This is a genomic window from Endozoicomonas sp. ALB115 (assembly GCF_049310245.1).
Taxonomy (GTDB): Bacteria; Pseudomonadota; Gammaproteobacteria; order Pseudomonadales; family Endozoicomonadaceae; genus Endozoicomonas.
The window spans coordinates 1-17652 of sequence record NZ_JBLYZG010000057.1 but is presented as its reverse complement, the minus strand read 5'-3'; the positions used below and the strand labels follow the sequence as shown (position 1 = coordinate 17652).

Genomic DNA, 17652 nt, shown 5'->3' with positions numbered 1-17652 from the left:
CCCATTCCAGTATCTCTCACACCATCTACCACATGCTCAGGGCTTGAACGAAGTGCTGCCGTCGCTATGCTATCAATGGTTCTGTCAGACGGAATCACGATTCTCGCCATGCCTTATTCATAGAATCACGCAAAGGTTGCGACAAATATTCAAATGCCGTTCTGGAACCTGTTGTAATCATCACATCTGCGGGCATTCCCGGCAGCAAACTCTTGTCACCCAGTCGTTCTATTTCATCTTTACCCACTTCAATATGCACCAGATAATAGGGCTCTCTGGAAACGTCATCGACCAGACTATCTGCAGAGGCATAGATGACATTGCCATTGAGGGCAGGCGTCGTTCGTTGCGGAAAAGCCGTGAGCTGAACCCGCGCAGACTGCCCCACCACGACGCGATCCACATCCAGAGTATTCATTCTGGCTTCTATGATCAGGGCATCCCTTTTTGGAACCAATTCCATTAAGACCTCACCCGCCTGCACTACGCCACCAATGGTATGAACCTGTCGATCAACAATGATACCTTCTGCCGGTGCGCGCACTTCAAGGTGCTCCAGCATATAACGGGACGCCCGGGTGCGTTCGACCAAATCGTTAATCTGGGCTCGGGTACTGTTCAGGTCATTAACCAGTCGTTCCTGCCGTTCCTGTTTCAGCTGCAGAATTTCCAGCTCTGCTTCCGTGATGGATTTTTCCGCTTCGGCAATATCTGCCAGATAATCGCTCACCTGACCATCAAGATCCGCTTCTTCTTTTAAGGATGCATTCACAACCGTTTTCTGAACAAAGCCCTGACCATAAAGTTGTTGATAACCGGACAGTTCATCCTTCACCACAGCCAGGCGACGACCTGCTGCCGATTTCATGCCCTGCATACCGGCAATCTTCTGCTGAATTTTTTCAATTCGCTGGCGCACCATCCTGATCTGACCGAAGTGAGACTCCTGACGCTCACTGAATAACCGACCCTGTAACCGTAACGTGTCTTTAAACCGGTCAGCCTGTTCAGACTGCTTAGTCAGTTCATTGGTATAAACAACAACTTTGTCGTTTACCAACTCTGCCTGAAGCCTGGTTTCTGTGGCCCTGGCATAAAATAAACTGTCTTCCAGAATGGCAAGCCCTGCTTCAGCGCGGGTTTCGTCCAACCTGACCAGCACATCCCCGGTTTGCACCAGGTCACCGTCAGTAACCAGAATCTGTTGTACCCGCCCCGGCTGCAGACTTTGTATCGCTTTGCGCTGACTATGCACCGTTACCTTGCCACTGACCAGTACAGCGCTGTCCATCACAGCCAGAAAGCTCCATCCGAAAAAAACACCGAATGTCATTATCACGACCAATATTCCGATGCGACGATAGAATCGACTGGCTGTCTCAAGAGGATTGATATCCATCAGGCAGTTACCTCTCGCATTGCAGGTTTTATGGCACGTTTAGCATCACCAAATCGTTCAATACACCCGTGGTTCAACACCAATACCTTATCGACACAGTGCAGCAACTGGGGGCGATGGGTCACCATCACCAGGGTTACTTTTTGTTCGTGCAGTTTGCGAACTGTAGCCATTAATGCCTGCACACCATCCTGATCAAGACTGGCATCCGGCTCATCCAGAACAACCAGTGAGGGCTGCCCGTATAATGCTCTTGCAAGCCCAAGGCGTTGTCGTTGACCGCCGGATAAATGCACACCGCCTTCTGTTTCAACCCGGGTATCATAACCATCGGGCAAACTTAAAATCAGAGAGTGCATATCTGCCAGCCTGGCAGCCTTAACTACTGCCTCAGAGTCCACATTTCCAAAGCGGGCAATGTTGTCTTTTATGGTGCCCGGAAACAGTTCAACACCCTGAGGCAGGTATCCCAACCACTGCCCCACTTCAGCACGGTTCCAGCGACTGATATCCACACCGTCCAGTCTGGCTGCACCACTTGTCGGCTCCCAGACGCCAACCAGCAATCGGGCCAGGGTACTTTTACCAGAGGCACTTGGCCCAACCACTGCAAGGCTCTCACCGGCCTCCAAAGCAAAGCCAATGCCTTTTATCACCGGCTTTTCACCGTCAGGCACACTGGCTACCAACTTTTCAATCTGCAGGTACCCATTCGGTCTGGGCAGGGACATGGCCTGAATGTTGTTATGCAGATTTGAGAAAAACTGATTGATACTCGTCCAGGCGGTCCGTACCTGACGAATATTTCCGGACTGACCAATGACCATTTCCAGAGGTGCCAGTGCCCGGCCTAAAAGAATTGAGCTGGCGACCATGGCACCCGCTGTCATCATTTGATTAAGGACCAGCAGTGCGCCTGTTGCCAGCATCGCAACCTGCAACAACGGTCTGAGAAATTTTCCCAACGCCTGAAAATTGCCGCCCAGATCACTGGCTCTGAAGTGTCTGACACTGCCACGCTCACGTCTGGCCAGCCAATGGCGGACCAGACCATCGCCCATACCTAATGCCCGGCATACTTCAACATTGTCCAGCGCCTGCTCAGCAAAACGGGATGATTGCTGGTGTCGAGCACTCGCTTCTGCCATAAGCCCCCGGGTCATGCGATCAGACAAGAAGGCAACCATCGCCAGAATCAACGCGCCTATCGTCGCGACAATCCCCAATGCCGGATGCAGCATGGCGATGACGATCAAATAAACCGGAATCCATGGCGCATCGCATACTGCAAGCACCCCCTGACCAGAAATAAATCCAGTTACTCTTTCAAGGTCTTTTAGTTTTTCCCGCTTTACCACGCCACTGGATTGCAATAACTGCTTTAACAACGGTGCTTCAAGAGCCTGTTCCATTAATCCGGCAAGCCGGACCAGCAAGCGTGAGCGTATCCAGTCCAGCAAGCTCGCCATCAGTATCAAACCAACAGCAACGACACTCAGCGCAATAAGCGTAGGTACACTCCCGGCGGTCAAAACCCGGTCATACACTTGCAGCATATAGAGCGGCACCGTTAACAGGAGGATATTCAGAAAAAAACTGAACCCCAGAACGGATGCCAGTTGACGCTTGATGGTAGATAGTGCTTTTTCCGGGAGCTCTTGTTTCGAAAAATCTCGTTCCGAAAGAGCAGTCGCCTGATTATTCAACAACGGTCACACCCTGTGATGTTTTTGTTTTACAGCTTTTACGACATTGTTTCAGAAATTTGTTACAGAACAATGGCACAAAAAAGCCGGTGATCAACACCGGCCTTTCAGGTTTTCTCAGCAGTGTTTACACCAGCTGATCATCCCACTGCACATTGTGATCATTCAGTTGATCCAGGCTGACACCAATCAAGGTAAGACTGCTGTTGCTGCCCAAATCCACCAGAAGATTTCTGCCCTGTTGGGTTGAGGCATCCCGAACCGCATCAAGAGAATCAAAACCCAGACCATTTAACAGGATAGTATCGCTGCCTGCTTCGAAATCCCGGATCACATCGTGACCACTATTATTTTCAAAGGCAAACTGATCACCACCAGATCCGCCCAGTAACCAGTCGTTACCAGAACCACCGGCCAGGTAATCATGACCACTGCCGCCGGATAATCGATCGGCACCATTGCCACCTTCCAGCCAGTCGTTATGACTGCCACCAAGCAGTTGGTCCTTACCGTTACCTCCCATCAGCACATCGTGACCGTGATCACCTTTCAGGTAGTCATGGCCTTTGCCGCCATACAGCTCATCATTGCCGAAACCACCGTCCAGACGGTCCTTACCAGCGCCACCAAACAGGAAGTCATTGTGCGCCCCACCCTGCAAATCATCAGCGCCCTTACCTCCATTGAGCCAGTCATTGCCATGATCGCCCTGCAGTCGGTCATGACCATCGCGACCATAAAGCTGGTCGTCACCGTAACCACCGATTAAGTGATCATTACCTGCCTGGCCATCAAGCCAGTCATCCCCCGCTGCACCATTCAGGATGTCATCCCCATTACCACCGACCAGCTCCCCATCACCATGATCGTCGATGGAATCAACAGGTTCTGTCGTCTGCTCCTGCAGTACAGAATCCTGCCGAACAGCCAGGTTTTGAATCCGCGTATCGTCAGCAGGGTTCGTTTCAGCACCCTGATAAGGGTTGTCAGAATAGTGAGCCAGCAGATACTCAGCCAGTGCATCCTGCTCGCTACCGGGAGCGGCAAAATCAGCAAGCCCTTTGTCCGTAAGCACATCTCCCAGTTGTACGACATCGGTTCCTGCCTGGAATGGATAGCCGTCGCCACCACCAGCAAGGAAGTTCAGGGTCACAATGCGAATGGCCATATCGGATGGTACGGCTAACTCACCGTTTTCCACCAGAGTCTGCAACAACTCACCATTCTCATTGACCAGTGCTGCCGAACGTATACGTTCACCGGAGGCCAGTGAGGCATCAAAACTGAAACTGATACCACTCACCTGGGCAAACTGTCCCGGGGTTGTGCCAGGCCCGGATGCTGCCACGCCATGCTCCAGAACAGCCAGCAACTGTTCTGCTGTCAGGGTCATTAACGTCAGGCCGTTGTTGAATTTCAGAGCGTTTTCAACGTCCAGCTGTGAAATTTCACCAGCCTGCTTACCCGACAATGGGTTAGCCGCTGGCGGCTGCTCGCTGTAACCACCTTCTGAATCCGGTTCAATGGCACCAATCGGAGCTCGAATACCACCGCCGTTTTTGATAGAAACCATTACACTGCTGTCGTAGCCCTGAGCGGCTGCAAGGTTGGCATCTGCAGTAAGATTCCCCATATTGGTTTCTTCAGTTCTGACGGATTCTCTTCGACCTTCAAGATACACAGCCGTTTTGCCAAGAATATTGCTGTCTTTCTCGTTGACTATGTCCTGCACGGCATAGGTCAAATCCTTAACCAGGTCACCCCGGGTACCTTCTGCAAAGGCATCCTCTTCACCCCAAAGTTGTTTTACCTGCTCATCGGTGGTTGCAAAGGCCCCACTTTCGTTGACGTCAGTTGCATCGCCATTGTCGTCCAGAATGATCTTTCCATCTGCATCAAAATCAATAACCAGTCTGCCAACATAGCTGTACTGACCGTCTGTACTGACGATGACAGCGGGATCACCGTCTTTATTGGTCGTGGTGAAGGGATAATCTTCTGCGGCGACATCGCCATCATTAAGCACATCGGTTTCATCCGCCTGCAATGTGTCGGAGCCTCCAGCGATCACAACATCTACGCCACTGAGATGCTGAACAAGTGCTTTTTCCAGGGCAATTTGCTGAAGGTGTGAAACCAGGATGATTTTATTCACGCCCTGATCCATCAACTGATCAATGACCGGTTGCAGTATATCGGCCAGAGCAGCCATATCATCTGTAGCAGCATCCCCTTTGACAGCCGTGTTTCCCGGTGAAGAGATCTGCGCCAACAATGGTGTGGTGGCACCGACCACACCAATTTTTTGGCCACCCTCTTCCAGTATGGTGGCAGGCGCAATCTTCGGAGTTGATTGCTGGCTGGCAGAGGAAACAGGACCGGTGGCAAAATTCTGTGCAGGAAGAATGTCGTCGGTGTACAGATCTGCCAGCCTGGCATCCTGGCTGAAATCGAGGTTTGCACTCAGGTAAGGAAACAGGGTACCGACCCAGCGGTCGTCACCCAGTCCATCACCTTTGTACTGAGGCACCATCAAATCACCAAGAATGGCAGTACCCATATCGAATTCATGATTACCCAATGCAGCAGCATCAAAGCCAATGGCGTTCATGATGGAAATATCAACACGTCCGCCACCTTCGCGAAGGCCTTCATACATTTCATCGCCAGTCAGCTGGAACAACTGGTTATAGAAATCGTTGAACACACCATTATCCCGAAAGACGCCACGATCTTCCGCTGCCGAAAAGAAAGGTCCGGTCAGGAAGTTATCACCGGCAGATAACGTGATGCTATTGCTGTGGGTATCTTCAAGGGCATCCACAATAGCGGCAAAGTTAGCTGCCCGGGGAATGCCTTCAACACCACCTTCAAGATCCGAAGCATGCAGAATCTGCAGGGTATAGACCTCATTTGCCGACTCACCAATGGTGACTTTGGCAAGTAACGGGTCATGGTCGCTGGCCTGATCAGCAAACTCACTATTGATGTGCACAATATCCACTTCGGCGGAATCAGCCAGGTTGTTGCTCACCAGAATTTGATCCAGAACCTGAGCGTTTCCCTGAAAGTTATAGGTATGGACAGCCCCATCATCCAACTCATCGATCAGGTTGGTCATGACATTGTCATCGCCCCGGCCTTCAATGACATCCGCCGGACCTTCCCACTGGAAAGCGTTGAAATCGCCCAGAACCATGACATTGGCATCCGGATCATTGACCATCAGGGTATCGACATAATCATTGATTGCCTGTGCCTGATCCATACGCTCCTGGTAACCTGCGTTGACAAATGGTTGCTCCACTCCATAGATGGGGGTGCTACCGTATTTAGACGACAAGTGAACATTAACCAGATCAACCGTTTCGCCATTGAATTCGAACTGGGCATGAAGCGGTTTGCGGGTTCCAGCAAACGCCGGAGCATCAAGACGATGAGCAGACTGAGCTACATAATCGACTCTGTCCGGATTATAGAGGTAACCGACTCGAATGTTGCCCCCAGGCTGACCTCCGTCAGCATTATTTTCAGGATCAACCTGCACATACTCATAAACAGGACCTCCGGCATTGGTGATGGCATCAATCAGCTTCTGCCAGGTCATATCCGCTGACGGGTCACCGCTGTCTGTAGCGCCGTCATTATCCTGGATTTCCTGCAGAGCCAGGATATCCGGTGAACTGAGGTTTTGAGTAATCTGACTGGCCAGGGTTTTAAAACGACTGATGTCGTCATTAGCGTCAAGATTCTTGACGTTGTAACTGGCAACAGTCAGTTCATTACCTTCGCCCTTCAGCTGTGTCATGTCTTTATCAAGCCCACCATCGGTGACGGTGAATATTTCCGTCGCCTTAACTTCGTAATTGCCATAGGCATAACTCATAACACCGGTCACATCACCCAGAGAATCAGCAACATTCACCCGGGCAGAAAAATCATCAGGCAGTAGATCTCTATCAAGCTGAATCTGAACCCGCTCTGGATTCAAGTCAGTCTGCCCCAGTGCAATACCACCACGATCATTCATACCGGATGCATTCTTACCCTGGTCAGCAACCGTGAAAATCTCACCGTATTTATTGGTGGGAGAAACAGCAACTGCATCTTTAACGGTAACTCTCATGCCTTCAAGGCTTTCAAAGAAGTCGATACCGTCGGTTTCAGGGTCAAAACTGGTTAAGGCATCATCGTCCACATTATCAGTAGGAAGTTGACGTCCATTTTCACCAATAACGACGGTATTGGGTAAGTCATTACCAGCACTGTTGACGGTTAATTCACTGATGTTACTTAATTGAGTGATAGAGAGGTTGCCGGAACTGCTACCTCCGCGTGTGTATTCACTGACGGTCCCCGCCAGGGAGATATCATCACCAACCGCCACTGATGGCATCGAGTCGGTAAAAACAAATAGAGCATCCGATGTTGCAATATCACCATCTTCCGGCCCCTGAAGATAAAAACCATTACTCTCTAAAGCTGTTACGATACCTGCGGTAGCGACGACCTGACCAGCGAACGCAGATGTATGACCAGCGCCCTGTATTTCATAAATGGCTTTAACCGGAACCGGACTATTCTGTTGACCATCTCCGACCACCTGATTGGGCTTATTGGGGGTATTTACAGCTTCACCATCTTCGGCATCAGGAGCACCAGAAAGAATGCCATCCCCTGAATAATCATTTCGAACGAAATCATTGGCTGAATCAGTATCCAAACCATCAGTTGCCCGTGATGCACCACCAACGGTATAGCTTATACCGTCGTATTCCGGGGCTAACACGGTGTTGCTGAATGCCGAGTCAGCAACATCATCCAACACGGCAACAGAATCCAGTTCCGCTGAATACAGACTCTCACTAAACACTTGACCGACAGAACCGGAAAAACCATCCACCAGCAATAAAGTCTGCGATCCATTCTGTAACTGGTTACTGGTTTGAATAGTCCAGAAACCACTGTCATTTGTAGTACCCAGCTGGAATGCCTGGACAACCTTGCCGTGATTAGAACTACTTACATCACCCTCTACATTAATCAGCCAGAGATTGGAATAGTCGGTTAATGGATCGCCAAGCACTTCAATAAATTCATTGGTATCCAACCCACTGTGATTAAACACAAACTCATTAATAACCGGTGACTTTGCAGGCATATCGAATGTCCTTTTCAGGTGTGTGAGCCTCTCTGTTCACAGCAGCAAGAACAACAACGAAAGGATGATTTTGAGTAAGACCCGAACAAATTGCATGAAAGATATGTCAGTGCGATGTCTTTTTTATGAAGATTTATGAAACCCCAACCATTTTGAAAACCGGTGCTTTATTCAAGCTTCGATTGTTCTGACTCTTGAAGTTTCTCTATCCGACGTTTCCAGACAAAGTAGTATTTTGACTTTTTTCCATGAAAGAGAATACTCATGCGTGAGCCCTGACCAAGCGCCTTTATTTCCCTGGTCAAAACTGTGTCTCTCAGCCAAATCATATGTAGAGCTATGTCATTGGATCAATCTCTGGTCTGTCTCCCCGCCTATGCTGACTCGTCCTGTCTGGATAAGATCACCGGTGAAAAAATCATTGCTGCACTTTTGCGGGTAACCTGCATACTTCAAGAGTATGAAGGCCAGTGGTTGTGCGGCACAGCCACCGGTCATTGCCCTGCCCTGATGTTGTTTGAAAATAGACGATATCTGCCTTCAGAGCAGATCAGCAACATCAGCCCTTAGCAGGGGCTCCTTGCCCAGATCAAAACCGGCAACCGCAATATGCAGGGTAAACAGTTGCTTCAGGGCGGCAAAGTCTCTCGGCCCGGGCCACTTGTCTTCATCCTCGGTCCACACAGAGAACTCATTTTCCAGAATGGCGTGCGCTTCTTCACTGACACCATCCAACAGACTCTCTTCAGATTCATGCTCGTCAAACAGATAAGCACCACCTTCGAAGTCCCACGTCTGAGGTAGCTCGGCATCCAGGCTTGTTACCCAATCGATGAATGCTGTTTTTGGCTTCAGGGTTATGACACAACGGTTTATAAACTTCATTTTTTACCTGTCTAATCAATCGGTAAAGTAGTGAGATCAATAGATAACTTAATATAAGTCGGCAGATTAGCACTCTTTTGGGAAAACAGGACAGGAAAGTCGACAGTGCATTCATCTATAAACGTGTTGGCCCCGTTGTCAGCGGCTAAAAACTCAGTTATTTCACGAAACCAGGACACCAGTGTTGATGCCCGTCTAAAGGGTTTTCAGGTATGGAGTGCTCCCATAAATTTTCACTAATTTTTTTTGCAAAGCTTTAATATCTTTATTCAGATGCTTTAGCTCTATGGATATTTTTTCATTCCGTGATTTAAGCCATTTTTTGGCAGGCTTCAGCAAATCGACATGAAATTCAAGTATGCCTATTTCATCTGACTTTCTTTTTCTGGAATTTCTGGCACAAATAGTATTTCTACCTCTGACTCTAATTTTTTTTGCCAACTGGGCAATCTCTTTATTACTTTCTCCTTCAATAATATTATTGAATCTTTCAGTCTTCATACCAGTAATTTTATTAACACTATAGTACTGATTGTTAATTTCTATCCCTTTTACCTGTGGCTTCATAGCTTTAGATTTTTTAGCTTTGGCTACAGTGGGTTTCTTGGACTTTAAACGAGTAGACGAACGGGTTTGACGGACAGGTTTGCTCTCCACTACAGCGTTTGTATTATTATCCATTATTGCCGGTGGCATCTGTAATGTCTTTTTAGCAGAAGATAAATCCATTGTATCTTCCGCAGAATCTGAACCATTTTCACAGTTATTCTGTCCCAGGCAGTGAGTGTTATCATCTAGCGGTATTAGAGGTGTTTCCAGGAAATGATCTGGATCAAGCAGGTTCTGCGTGCTCTTATAGGATGCGCGTAAAGCTTCATCCAATTCACCCGCCGAGTCAGGTTTAAATCCAGCAGCATCTGATGACGTTGGACTGTATGGTAATTCACTGTTATTTACTGGCAATGTCGTTGGCGTAGTCACAATTTGGATAGAATAATCAGTCAAAAACCTATCGTATGGATCGAATTGGTGACCCAAATAACCGATTTTAACAACAGGTGCTGTGACAACGTCACTTACTCCGGAATGATCCAGGGCAGTTGGAACGTTTGATAGGTGCCCCATAAATGCATCTGATACAGGTCGTAGCATTGTTAACCTCCTTGTCATTTATTATCTTGTAGTTTGTTGATAATTAAAGCAATAAACTGATTCTGTGTTGATCGCTTCACTACCAAAAATTATTACTGCTCTTAAGGCTTGTGAAGTTCACAAAACACACCACTGCTGATAGTTAGTACCTTTTTTGAGACATTAGTTCCGCAAAAAGTATACGATGCCAGATGATCAAGCATACCTGTGAAGCCGGTCCAAAGCAGAAAATTGAGTTTTCAAGGGCTTAACAATAGTCCGTGTTCAGCACTTTCGGTGACTGCCATTTCAGTAACCATCAGGTTGACCCACACTGCCTGCCCGGACTTGAACTTTTTCCAACAATCGCAGTCTAAAGTTTACAGGTAACTTAGAGGTTGGTGATAAGGTGTTAAAGGAACATGAATATAAAGACGCTTGGCTCCCTGAATCAACAACGTCCGCCAAAAGAAGATAAAGACCCACCACCTCCTGCGAAGCACAAAGTAATGGGTGAAATCAAAGCGGTTAAGAAAGAGAGTACATCCCCATATTTCACTTACAATGGCAACCAGATGGTTGAGGTGGGTGATGATTCACTATATGGGGACTTGAACCGATTATTCAGAAAACTCAGGATCAACAAGACAGTGGGAAATATAACGCTCAAAGAACCCGATAAGCGCTAAGTTGTCTGGCTGAGCAGATGACTGTTCAGAATATGGTCGATGGTCTCAAGAACGCCCTCTTCATTATTGGCCGGAGCTGAATAACGGGCAAGCTGTCGGACCGTGTCATTAGCATTATTCATGGCAAAACTGAAACCTGCCTTTTGCAGCATTTCCAGGTCATTGCCACTATCGCCAAAGGCAGCCACTTCATGGTCAGCAATGTTCCACTGTTCCTGCAACAGATGAATACCATGTGCCTTATGAACACCGGGAATGATCAGGTCAATCCACTCGTGGCCACTGGTGACTGACACCAGCACATCCCCCAGTGTCTCTTTAGCCCCAGCCAATACGGTATCGTGTCTGGCTGGAGACATTTTGATGGCAATTTTAAGAATTGTGTCGTCGATATCCTGATAGCCTTGTATCAGCTCAAGACGCTGGTAATGATTGCGGGCATTGGCTACTTCTTCAGGATCAGCCGTATGCAAAACATAGGCACTGTTGCGGCCGCAGATAATGGCAGTTACCTCTTGCAGGCTTTCCAGAAACGGGTAGACACGGACCAGGGTTTCCCTGGCAATATCCGCAACAAACAGCTCCCGCTGCCCGTCGTGTACATAGCCGCCATTTTCTGCAACATAGGCAATATCACCAGCATCAATATCCTCAAAATAGGAGCGCAACTTGTAATACTGGTTGCCACTGGCCACGACAAATCGAATGCCCCGGGCTTTCAGGGTCTTGAACTGCTCCAGAAAACGTTCACGGTTATACGTTTTGTTATCATTCAGAAACGTGCCATCCATATCGACAGCGATCAATTTAATTCCGTTGTAGCCTGTCATTGTTATCTCTGTGGGTAAAATTGGCATGATATAGCGCAAACTACAGCAGCCTGATCCGGCTTTAAATAGGGAAAATTACCGCTGATTTCAGGGCATTGCAGCATTAACACCGCAAACCTGGTGGAAACCGGTTTTGCCATCCAGATTTATCGAGCCATGGGCAGGGACTACCTGTGACTTTAGTGGCCTTTATGGGTGCAAGTACAAACACATAAGGGCTCAGTATTTATTCCAGCGCAAAAATCACGTAACCTCCTCTCCCTTTTGGCGCATGCGCCCTTAAAGACACACAACACACGGAGAAGACATTATGAAAGTGCAAGGTTTCGCACGCTCACTGATTGCCATTGCCATTGGCGCAACCCTCAGCAGTTCGGTAATTGCCAGTGACATGGCATCACAGGTGGTGGATAAAGGGCTGACATTCACTGTCGGTGGTGCCTGGAACGATCTGGACAGCAATCGCGGCCTGGATAACGCATTGGCACCGGAAATCGGTATTGGCTATCGTCTTAACGACCGCTTCAGTGTTGAAGGCATCTACTCTCAGTACTCTACAGAGCAGAAGACAGGCCCGGATGCAGATCTTAAAGAGTTCCGTCTGGACGCATTCTACGACCTGACCCCATGGGACGGTTCCCTGACCCCTTACGTGGTTGCCGGTGTTTCTGAACTGGAAGCCGATTATGAGATGGGTGCCGAACACGACGACACCCGCATGAATGCCGGTTTTGGTTTGAGAAAGGCATTTACTCCAAACCTGGCCATCCGTGGTGATGTCCGTGCCGTCCGAACTCTGGATTACGCCCAGACAGAAGCCATGGCTAATGTCGCCCTGACCTGGACTTTCGGCAGTGTCGCCAAGGCAGCAGAACCTGTTGCCTTGGTTGAGCCGGTTCAGGAAGAAGTGGTTGCCAGCGTTGAACCTGCTCCGGTTCTTGATGCTGATAACGACGGCATACTGGACAAGGACGACCTGTGCCCGAATACCGCCGCAGGCATTGCCGTTGACCAGACGGGCTGTGAGCCAATGGCAGCCATTGACCTGCTGGTAAATTTTGATTTCGACTCCGAAACCATTAATCCGGAAGGCATTGACCAGATCGCCAAAATGGGTGAATTCCTGCAGCGTTACCCGGACGTTCGCATCCGTATTGAAGGCCATACCGACGCACAGGGCAAAGCGACTTACAATGAACAGCTGTCTGTTCGTCGTGCCGACATCATCCGTCAACAGCTGATCGACACGCACGGTGTCGATGCAGGACGTATTGATGCGGTGGGTATGGGTGAGAGTAAACCTGTTGCCAGCAACGATACCGCCGAAGGCCGTCAGCAAAACCGTCGTGTAACTGCTGAAGTGATTGGTTCTTAAGAGTATCTGAGAGGCTGTTCGGGAATAGCACCCGACAGCCTCACAAGCAATCACTGCGCACCAGGAGCGCTGGCGTTTTTGGTCTGCTTCGGCAGAAAAAGCGTAATATAAGCCTCCCTGATATGGCAGCCGCTCATAAACACCTGACAGAAATCAGTGATATCACCGATACTGGACGAACACTGGACAGATACCGATTTTCTTTTCATATTCACCAGGTACAGTTGGTCGTCATCACAGGCCAGCACCAGAATCTCATCAGATAAAGCGAATACCCAAGGTTCCAGCTGAATCTGAATATAGCCTGTTGTTGCCAGTAAACTATGCATCTTTTTCACGCAATCGGCCACTTGCCGTTGCAGACGAATATTTTCTGCCTGGGTCTCTTTCCTGCCGGACATTTGCGAAAGCTTCAGCCCGGAACTGATGATTTCATCGTGCTCCAGGAAATAATCAAGGTCGTTCAGACGGGCCATCAGGTCCTTGACCGTCAGTTGAGCGTTGCGAAATTTGCCGTCAATCAGTTTATCCAGCAGCACAACCTTGCTTGCATCCTCTTTTTGAATACATTGCATGCCAAGGCTCTGGGCAGCGGCCAGAAGAATTCCCCGATAATTTTTTGACTGTCCACCGACGCCCATACCCCTGGGGGGGAAACGCTGAATAAACTCCTTGATATTGATGTTATCCAGACCGTCGGCATCCGACTCTCCTTCATTGGTCGATCGGACAAACATAACCTGGTCAGCTTCACTGGTCAGAATAAGAAACCGAAGGTATTTCACTAGCTGGGTACCGCTGGCAAAAACCCCAAAAATCAGGTGTCCATGGAGATGTTTCGCTATTGACTCATCGGTAGTAGTTAGCCATATCAGACGATTGTCAGATGGGTGACGAAAAATTTGTGACACTGGTGAGAGCTGTTGTGGCAAACCCGTTATTTTATTCTGGAATGAACAGACGAAAGTAACAAAGAGCCGATGGGACGGTGCCAGCTGATCCAGGTGATGCTGCATAGCGGTAAAAAACGCATTGGTCTCATCAGGCTGGTCAATGTTCGTCTGCTTGCCACAAAGATGGCCTTTGCTATCGCATATTTCCTGCCATTCAGGCACCACACCGGCCTCCATCATTTGTGTCAAAAAATGATACCCACTCTGCATTGCCAGAGCTTCCATCTCTTCCAGCATGAAGGGCTCGGCAAAAAGACGTGCAAAAGTACCGGCCATGCTGTACAGATCGAGGTTATTTGAGGGGAGAATGGCTGGTTTGACAGAATAATCAGCCCGCAATGACACCGCTTCCTGAGTATCCAATCGCGCTTTCTTAAACGTTTCCCGTTGGGAAACTCTTCCGGCATCAATATATTGCTGAGTGTGGGACCCTGATAGCCCGGATGGACCCGGCATCGCCACCAGTGATCCTGTTTCTTCACTGGTGCGATCGATGACAGAATCGGTCGATGCACGCTTACCAGCAGCTACTTGAGTCGCTGATTGAAAAAGACTCCAGTCGTATTTCTTTACCTCTTCGGCAAACTGCGTATCCTGGTAAAAATTGACATAAGTTGCCCGGCAGCCTGAGCACCCAAGCACATCCCTGGTCGCGAGAGAGCAGCAATTGTGGTACATGTGTTCGCAACAACGGGATACCATAAAGGGAGGAGACTCAATAAATTGTCCGCATAGTTGACAAGATCGACGCCGGACAATGGCATCGGGTGGTGGTTCCAGCTCCCTGGGTTGAGCGCTGGTACCTGGAACTGGCGTATTTACCGAATGGGCACGGCTGGCATCCACAGCTTCTCTCCTCTATTGGCTCCTATGACTTGTTTTCAAACAGGTCCCTCTGATTCACCTTTCAGTTTTAATTATCAGAAAGATCTGTCAACTCATAGCAAGGAGCGCCATGTAGCCAGATTATGTCTGTATCCTGCGCAGACTGTTATGACCTGACCTGCCATTCCTAGTCAAAAAAACCAAGGTTAATAGTGATAGGTAGTATTCTTACTGCTTGAAAGTCCGATTGTGTTAGGGCCTGTTTCTTGCAGATACCCTAAAATCAGGAGTCGTTTCCATGCCCTTACAGCGTTCCGCTTCTCTCCAAAACCTCGTACAATCCCGGCACGTTCATGAGCTGGCCAGCAGAGCAGCTCCCAAACAACCAAGCATTGCGCAAGCCGCTTTGCGTTTTGCCAATGTCCATACATCTTTAGGCTCTGGTAATATTGGGGTTGGTCATTTAAGTGCTATAAAACCCTGGACACCCAGCCTACCTGATGCAGATGAGGTCAATGACATCATCCATGCATCACGACAGAAAAGAAAAAAATACAACTTCGAAGAATATATCCCAGAAGTTAAAAAAGTTAAGGCGGGTAACTGTGGCGAAAAAAGCAATCTTGTTTGTTATTTTCTGTCACAACAACCCGGTCCACTGATTTACTACCGTGTCTCCCTCTGGCCGAATAGTCATTGCTTTGTGGTAATGGACCAGAAGCCCAGTGTAGAAGGCGTGTTCCCCGATAATTTTAACGATTGGAATGATCAAGCCGTCATTATTGATCCATGGACCGGGATCTGTGCACCCGCAAGACACTACCCCGAACTCTGGCACATGAAGCTTGATACGATGGCCGCAGTGGGCATTGAGCTGAGAACCCCTTCCCATGAAGAAGGCAATTGGCTGAAGGCTGATGTACCATATTGGAAAAACATGTTGGAAAAAAATAAAAAATATGTGACTGCCAAACGCCCTCCGCTGCCATCTTGGTGTCAGTTGGTGTAGAGCCAGCTATACCTGTCGCCTTTCAAATGGTGACAAAGTGCCCGGAAAGCACTTGTCATCTCCATATTGAATTGTTTGTGTTGGAGAGGAACTTTTAGAAGAAATAATAGTCTTGAACTTTAATTCAACAATTCAATAATTTAACAACTCAATGGATATTTTTAATAGCTCACCTTCATGCAATCTTGCTTTTACCGATATTTATTTCGGCTCATTAGATTTAATAGAACAAAGATATCAATTTGCTACCAGGGAACAACCCTCAACCTATCAGGGAAGGTCTGTTCAGCCCCTGTGCACTTCTTGCTCTTTTTACCATCTTCAGTCAGACATACACCAACAGAATCCTCACTCTTTTCATTCATTGCATGAATTTGATATTGAAACTCTAATACTTTCCTATGCAGTCGACACAGTGCTTCCTGAAATACCACAATCAGTTCTTGATGAACATATTCCCTGGCCTTCTGGCAATGACCCCGATAAATTCTCAACACCGCCAAATATTCCGTTTATTCAGCAGATACGCTTATCAGGGAGTGAATCTGAGATCAGGGAACCAACACCAGACAGCCATTCAAGTCCAGATGATCAGTTAACCAATCTTCCTGTCCTATCCCCCAGTCCACAAGATTTACCATCAATTACTGCAGCTGACCCGCTAAACCTGAATCAAACTACAAGTGATAACCAAACGAACCTGGCAAAAGAAATTGTTGATGATAAAGCTTCAAGAGTTAAGCACAAAAGGGTTTGCAAAAGGGAGTGCATGAAACAATGTCACAGAGACTCCGTTACCACTGAGCGCCGAAGGGAGTACATGAGAGAGCGTCGCAAAGATCCCGTTTTCCTGGAGCGCCACAGGAAGCGCCGAAGGGAGTACATGAGAGCGCTTCGCAAAGACCCCATGTACACCATGCGCCAAAATCAGCGCAAAAGGGAGCGTTACCGGAATGATCCCGAGTTCGCAGAACGCTTAAGGGAGGGCCAAAGGAAGCGCCGGAGGGAGAGCCGAAGAAAGCACCGCCAGAATGATCCCGCTTTTGCAGAGCGTGTAAGGAAGTGCAGCAGGGAGTACCACAGGAAGCTTCGCAAAAATTCAGCCGTTGGAAATGGCAGCACAGTCCATGTTTAGACGTTGGAATTGATAAACTCGATCTCACTGAGTTAAACGCCGCATCCTGCAAGGCTATACAATCTTGTAAAGGGATAATAAATCGTGCACACTGACGCGTTTTTTGACAATAGTTCGTGCACACTAAAAGAAAAGTTATTATAAATCAGCATATTACAGGGCGAACAAAAGAGATCTGATCAACCCCATCACTCTGAAATACAAACTATCTGGAAGGCCTGTTTTTTTACACTGCTTTAATTATCTATCTGCCTTTCACCACCCCTATCAGGAATACACCGACTCGTAAAAATTGCCCAAAATCTGCATGATCGTACATTGTCTTTCCTTCAAACCGACCACATGTTCCTCCTGATTATTGACCGTTAAGACATTTATTCCCTGGAAACAGAAAAACACCCATCTCGCCGTTGGGTTCTGGCAGGGCTTCTTTTTCTGGTTTGGAAATACTCGGCTCTGTTTCTTCAGCTCGTGCCTTATTTTGTGCTGGATAGCAGCATAGACCATCAGGCACAGTGTCATCACCATTAACAGAGCTTCAATGCGCTCAGCTT

At 48.1% G+C, this 17652-nt stretch carries 12 protein-coding genes and 1 pseudogene; 5 read left to right on the top strand and 8 right to left on the bottom strand.

All coding sequences use genetic code 11. The features are described 5' to 3' along the window. Window positions 1–94: 94 nt before the first annotated feature. From ACO6VE_RS19600 to ACO6VE_RS19590, 3 genes are all read right to left on the bottom strand, one after another. Window positions 95–1399, bottom strand: a complete 1305-nt coding sequence (locus ACO6VE_RS19600; RefSeq protein ID WP_422444610.1) for an HlyD family type I secretion periplasmic adaptor subunit — start codon at window positions 1397–1399, stop codon at window positions 95–97. Beyond that, window positions 1399–3108: a type I secretion system permease/ATPase gene (locus ACO6VE_RS19595; protein ID WP_422444608.1), complete on the bottom strand. Its 1710-nt coding sequence runs from the start codon at window positions 3106–3108 to the stop codon at window positions 1399–1401. Before ACO6VE_RS19595 ends, ACO6VE_RS19600 begins: the two co-directional genes overlap by 1 nt. A 124-nt stretch (window positions 3109–3232) precedes the next feature. Further along, entirely contained in the window at window positions 3233–8266 is a 5034-nt protein-coding gene (locus ACO6VE_RS19590) for a 5'-nucleotidase C-terminal domain-containing protein (protein WP_422444606.1), read from the bottom strand. A 339-nt stretch (window positions 8267–8605) separates the two neighbouring features. Between ACO6VE_RS19590 and ACO6VE_RS19585 the strand changes: the two genes are divergently transcribed. Further along, window positions 8606–8836: a hypothetical protein gene (locus ACO6VE_RS19585; RefSeq protein WP_422444604.1), complete on the top strand. Its 231-nt coding sequence runs from the start codon at window positions 8606–8608 to the stop codon at window positions 8834–8836. Here the strand turns inward: ACO6VE_RS19585 and ACO6VE_RS19580 are convergent. Further along, window positions 8807–9151 carry a hypothetical protein gene (locus ACO6VE_RS19580; protein WP_422444602.1) on the bottom strand — a complete coding sequence of 115 codons (345 nt, stop codon included), beginning with the start codon at window positions 9149–9151 and terminating at the stop codon, window positions 8807–8809. The two genes, ACO6VE_RS19585 and ACO6VE_RS19580, sit on opposite strands and share 30 nt — an antisense overlap. Before the next feature lie 195 nt (window positions 9152–9346). Next, window positions 9347–10303 carry a hypothetical protein gene (locus ACO6VE_RS19575; RefSeq protein ID WP_422444600.1) on the bottom strand — a complete coding sequence of 319 codons (957 nt, stop codon included), beginning with the start codon at window positions 10301–10303 and terminating at the stop codon, window positions 9347–9349. A gap of 401 nt (window positions 10304–10704) precedes the next feature. Here ACO6VE_RS19575 and ACO6VE_RS19570 point away from each other — a divergent pair, with 401 nt between their 5' ends. Then, the gene (locus tag ACO6VE_RS19570) at window positions 10705–10971 is read left to right on the top strand and encodes a hypothetical protein (protein ID WP_422444598.1); all 267 of its coding nucleotides are present in this window, start codon (window positions 10705–10707) and stop codon (window positions 10969–10971) included. On the opposite strand, the gene ACO6VE_RS19565 is transcribed toward ACO6VE_RS19570, so the two are convergent. Beyond that, window positions 10968–11801, bottom strand: coding sequence for a Cof-type HAD-IIB family hydrolase (locus ACO6VE_RS19565; RefSeq protein WP_422444596.1), 834 nt, complete (start codon window positions 11799–11801; stop codon window positions 10968–10970). The two genes, ACO6VE_RS19570 and ACO6VE_RS19565, sit on opposite strands and share 4 nt — an antisense overlap. A gap of 310 nt (window positions 11802–12111) precedes the next feature. On the opposite strand from ACO6VE_RS19565, the gene ACO6VE_RS19560 reads away from it, so the two are divergent. Next, window positions 12112–13176: an OmpA family protein gene (locus ACO6VE_RS19560; protein ID WP_422462981.1), complete on the top strand. Its 1065-nt coding sequence runs from the start codon at window positions 12112–12114 to the stop codon at window positions 13174–13176. A 50-nt stretch (window positions 13177–13226) separates the two neighbouring features. On the opposite strand, the gene ACO6VE_RS19555 is transcribed toward ACO6VE_RS19560, so the two are convergent. Beyond that, complete coding sequence (locus tag ACO6VE_RS19555) at window positions 13227–14975, bottom strand: hypothetical protein (protein WP_422462979.1); 1749 nt, start codon at window positions 14973–14975, stop codon at window positions 13227–13229. A gap of 277 nt (window positions 14976–15252) precedes the next feature. Between ACO6VE_RS19555 and ACO6VE_RS19550 the strand changes: the two genes are divergently transcribed. Together ACO6VE_RS19550 and ACO6VE_RS19545 are read left to right on the top strand one after the other, a co-directional pair. Beyond that, window positions 15253–15963, top strand: coding sequence for a hypothetical protein (locus ACO6VE_RS19550; protein WP_422462977.1), 711 nt, complete (start codon window positions 15253–15255; stop codon window positions 15961–15963). A gap of 769 nt (window positions 15964–16732) precedes the next feature. Further along, window positions 16733–17098 (top strand): hypothetical protein, encoded by a 366-nt coding sequence (locus ACO6VE_RS19545; RefSeq protein WP_422444588.1) that lies wholly within the window; start codon window positions 16733–16735, stop codon window positions 17096–17098. Window positions 17099–17365: 267 nt separating this feature from the next. Here ACO6VE_RS19545 and ACO6VE_RS19540 read toward each other — a convergent pair. Beyond that, a pseudogene (locus ACO6VE_RS19540) lies at window positions 17366–17652 on the bottom strand (IS1634 family transposase); the annotation flags it as partial.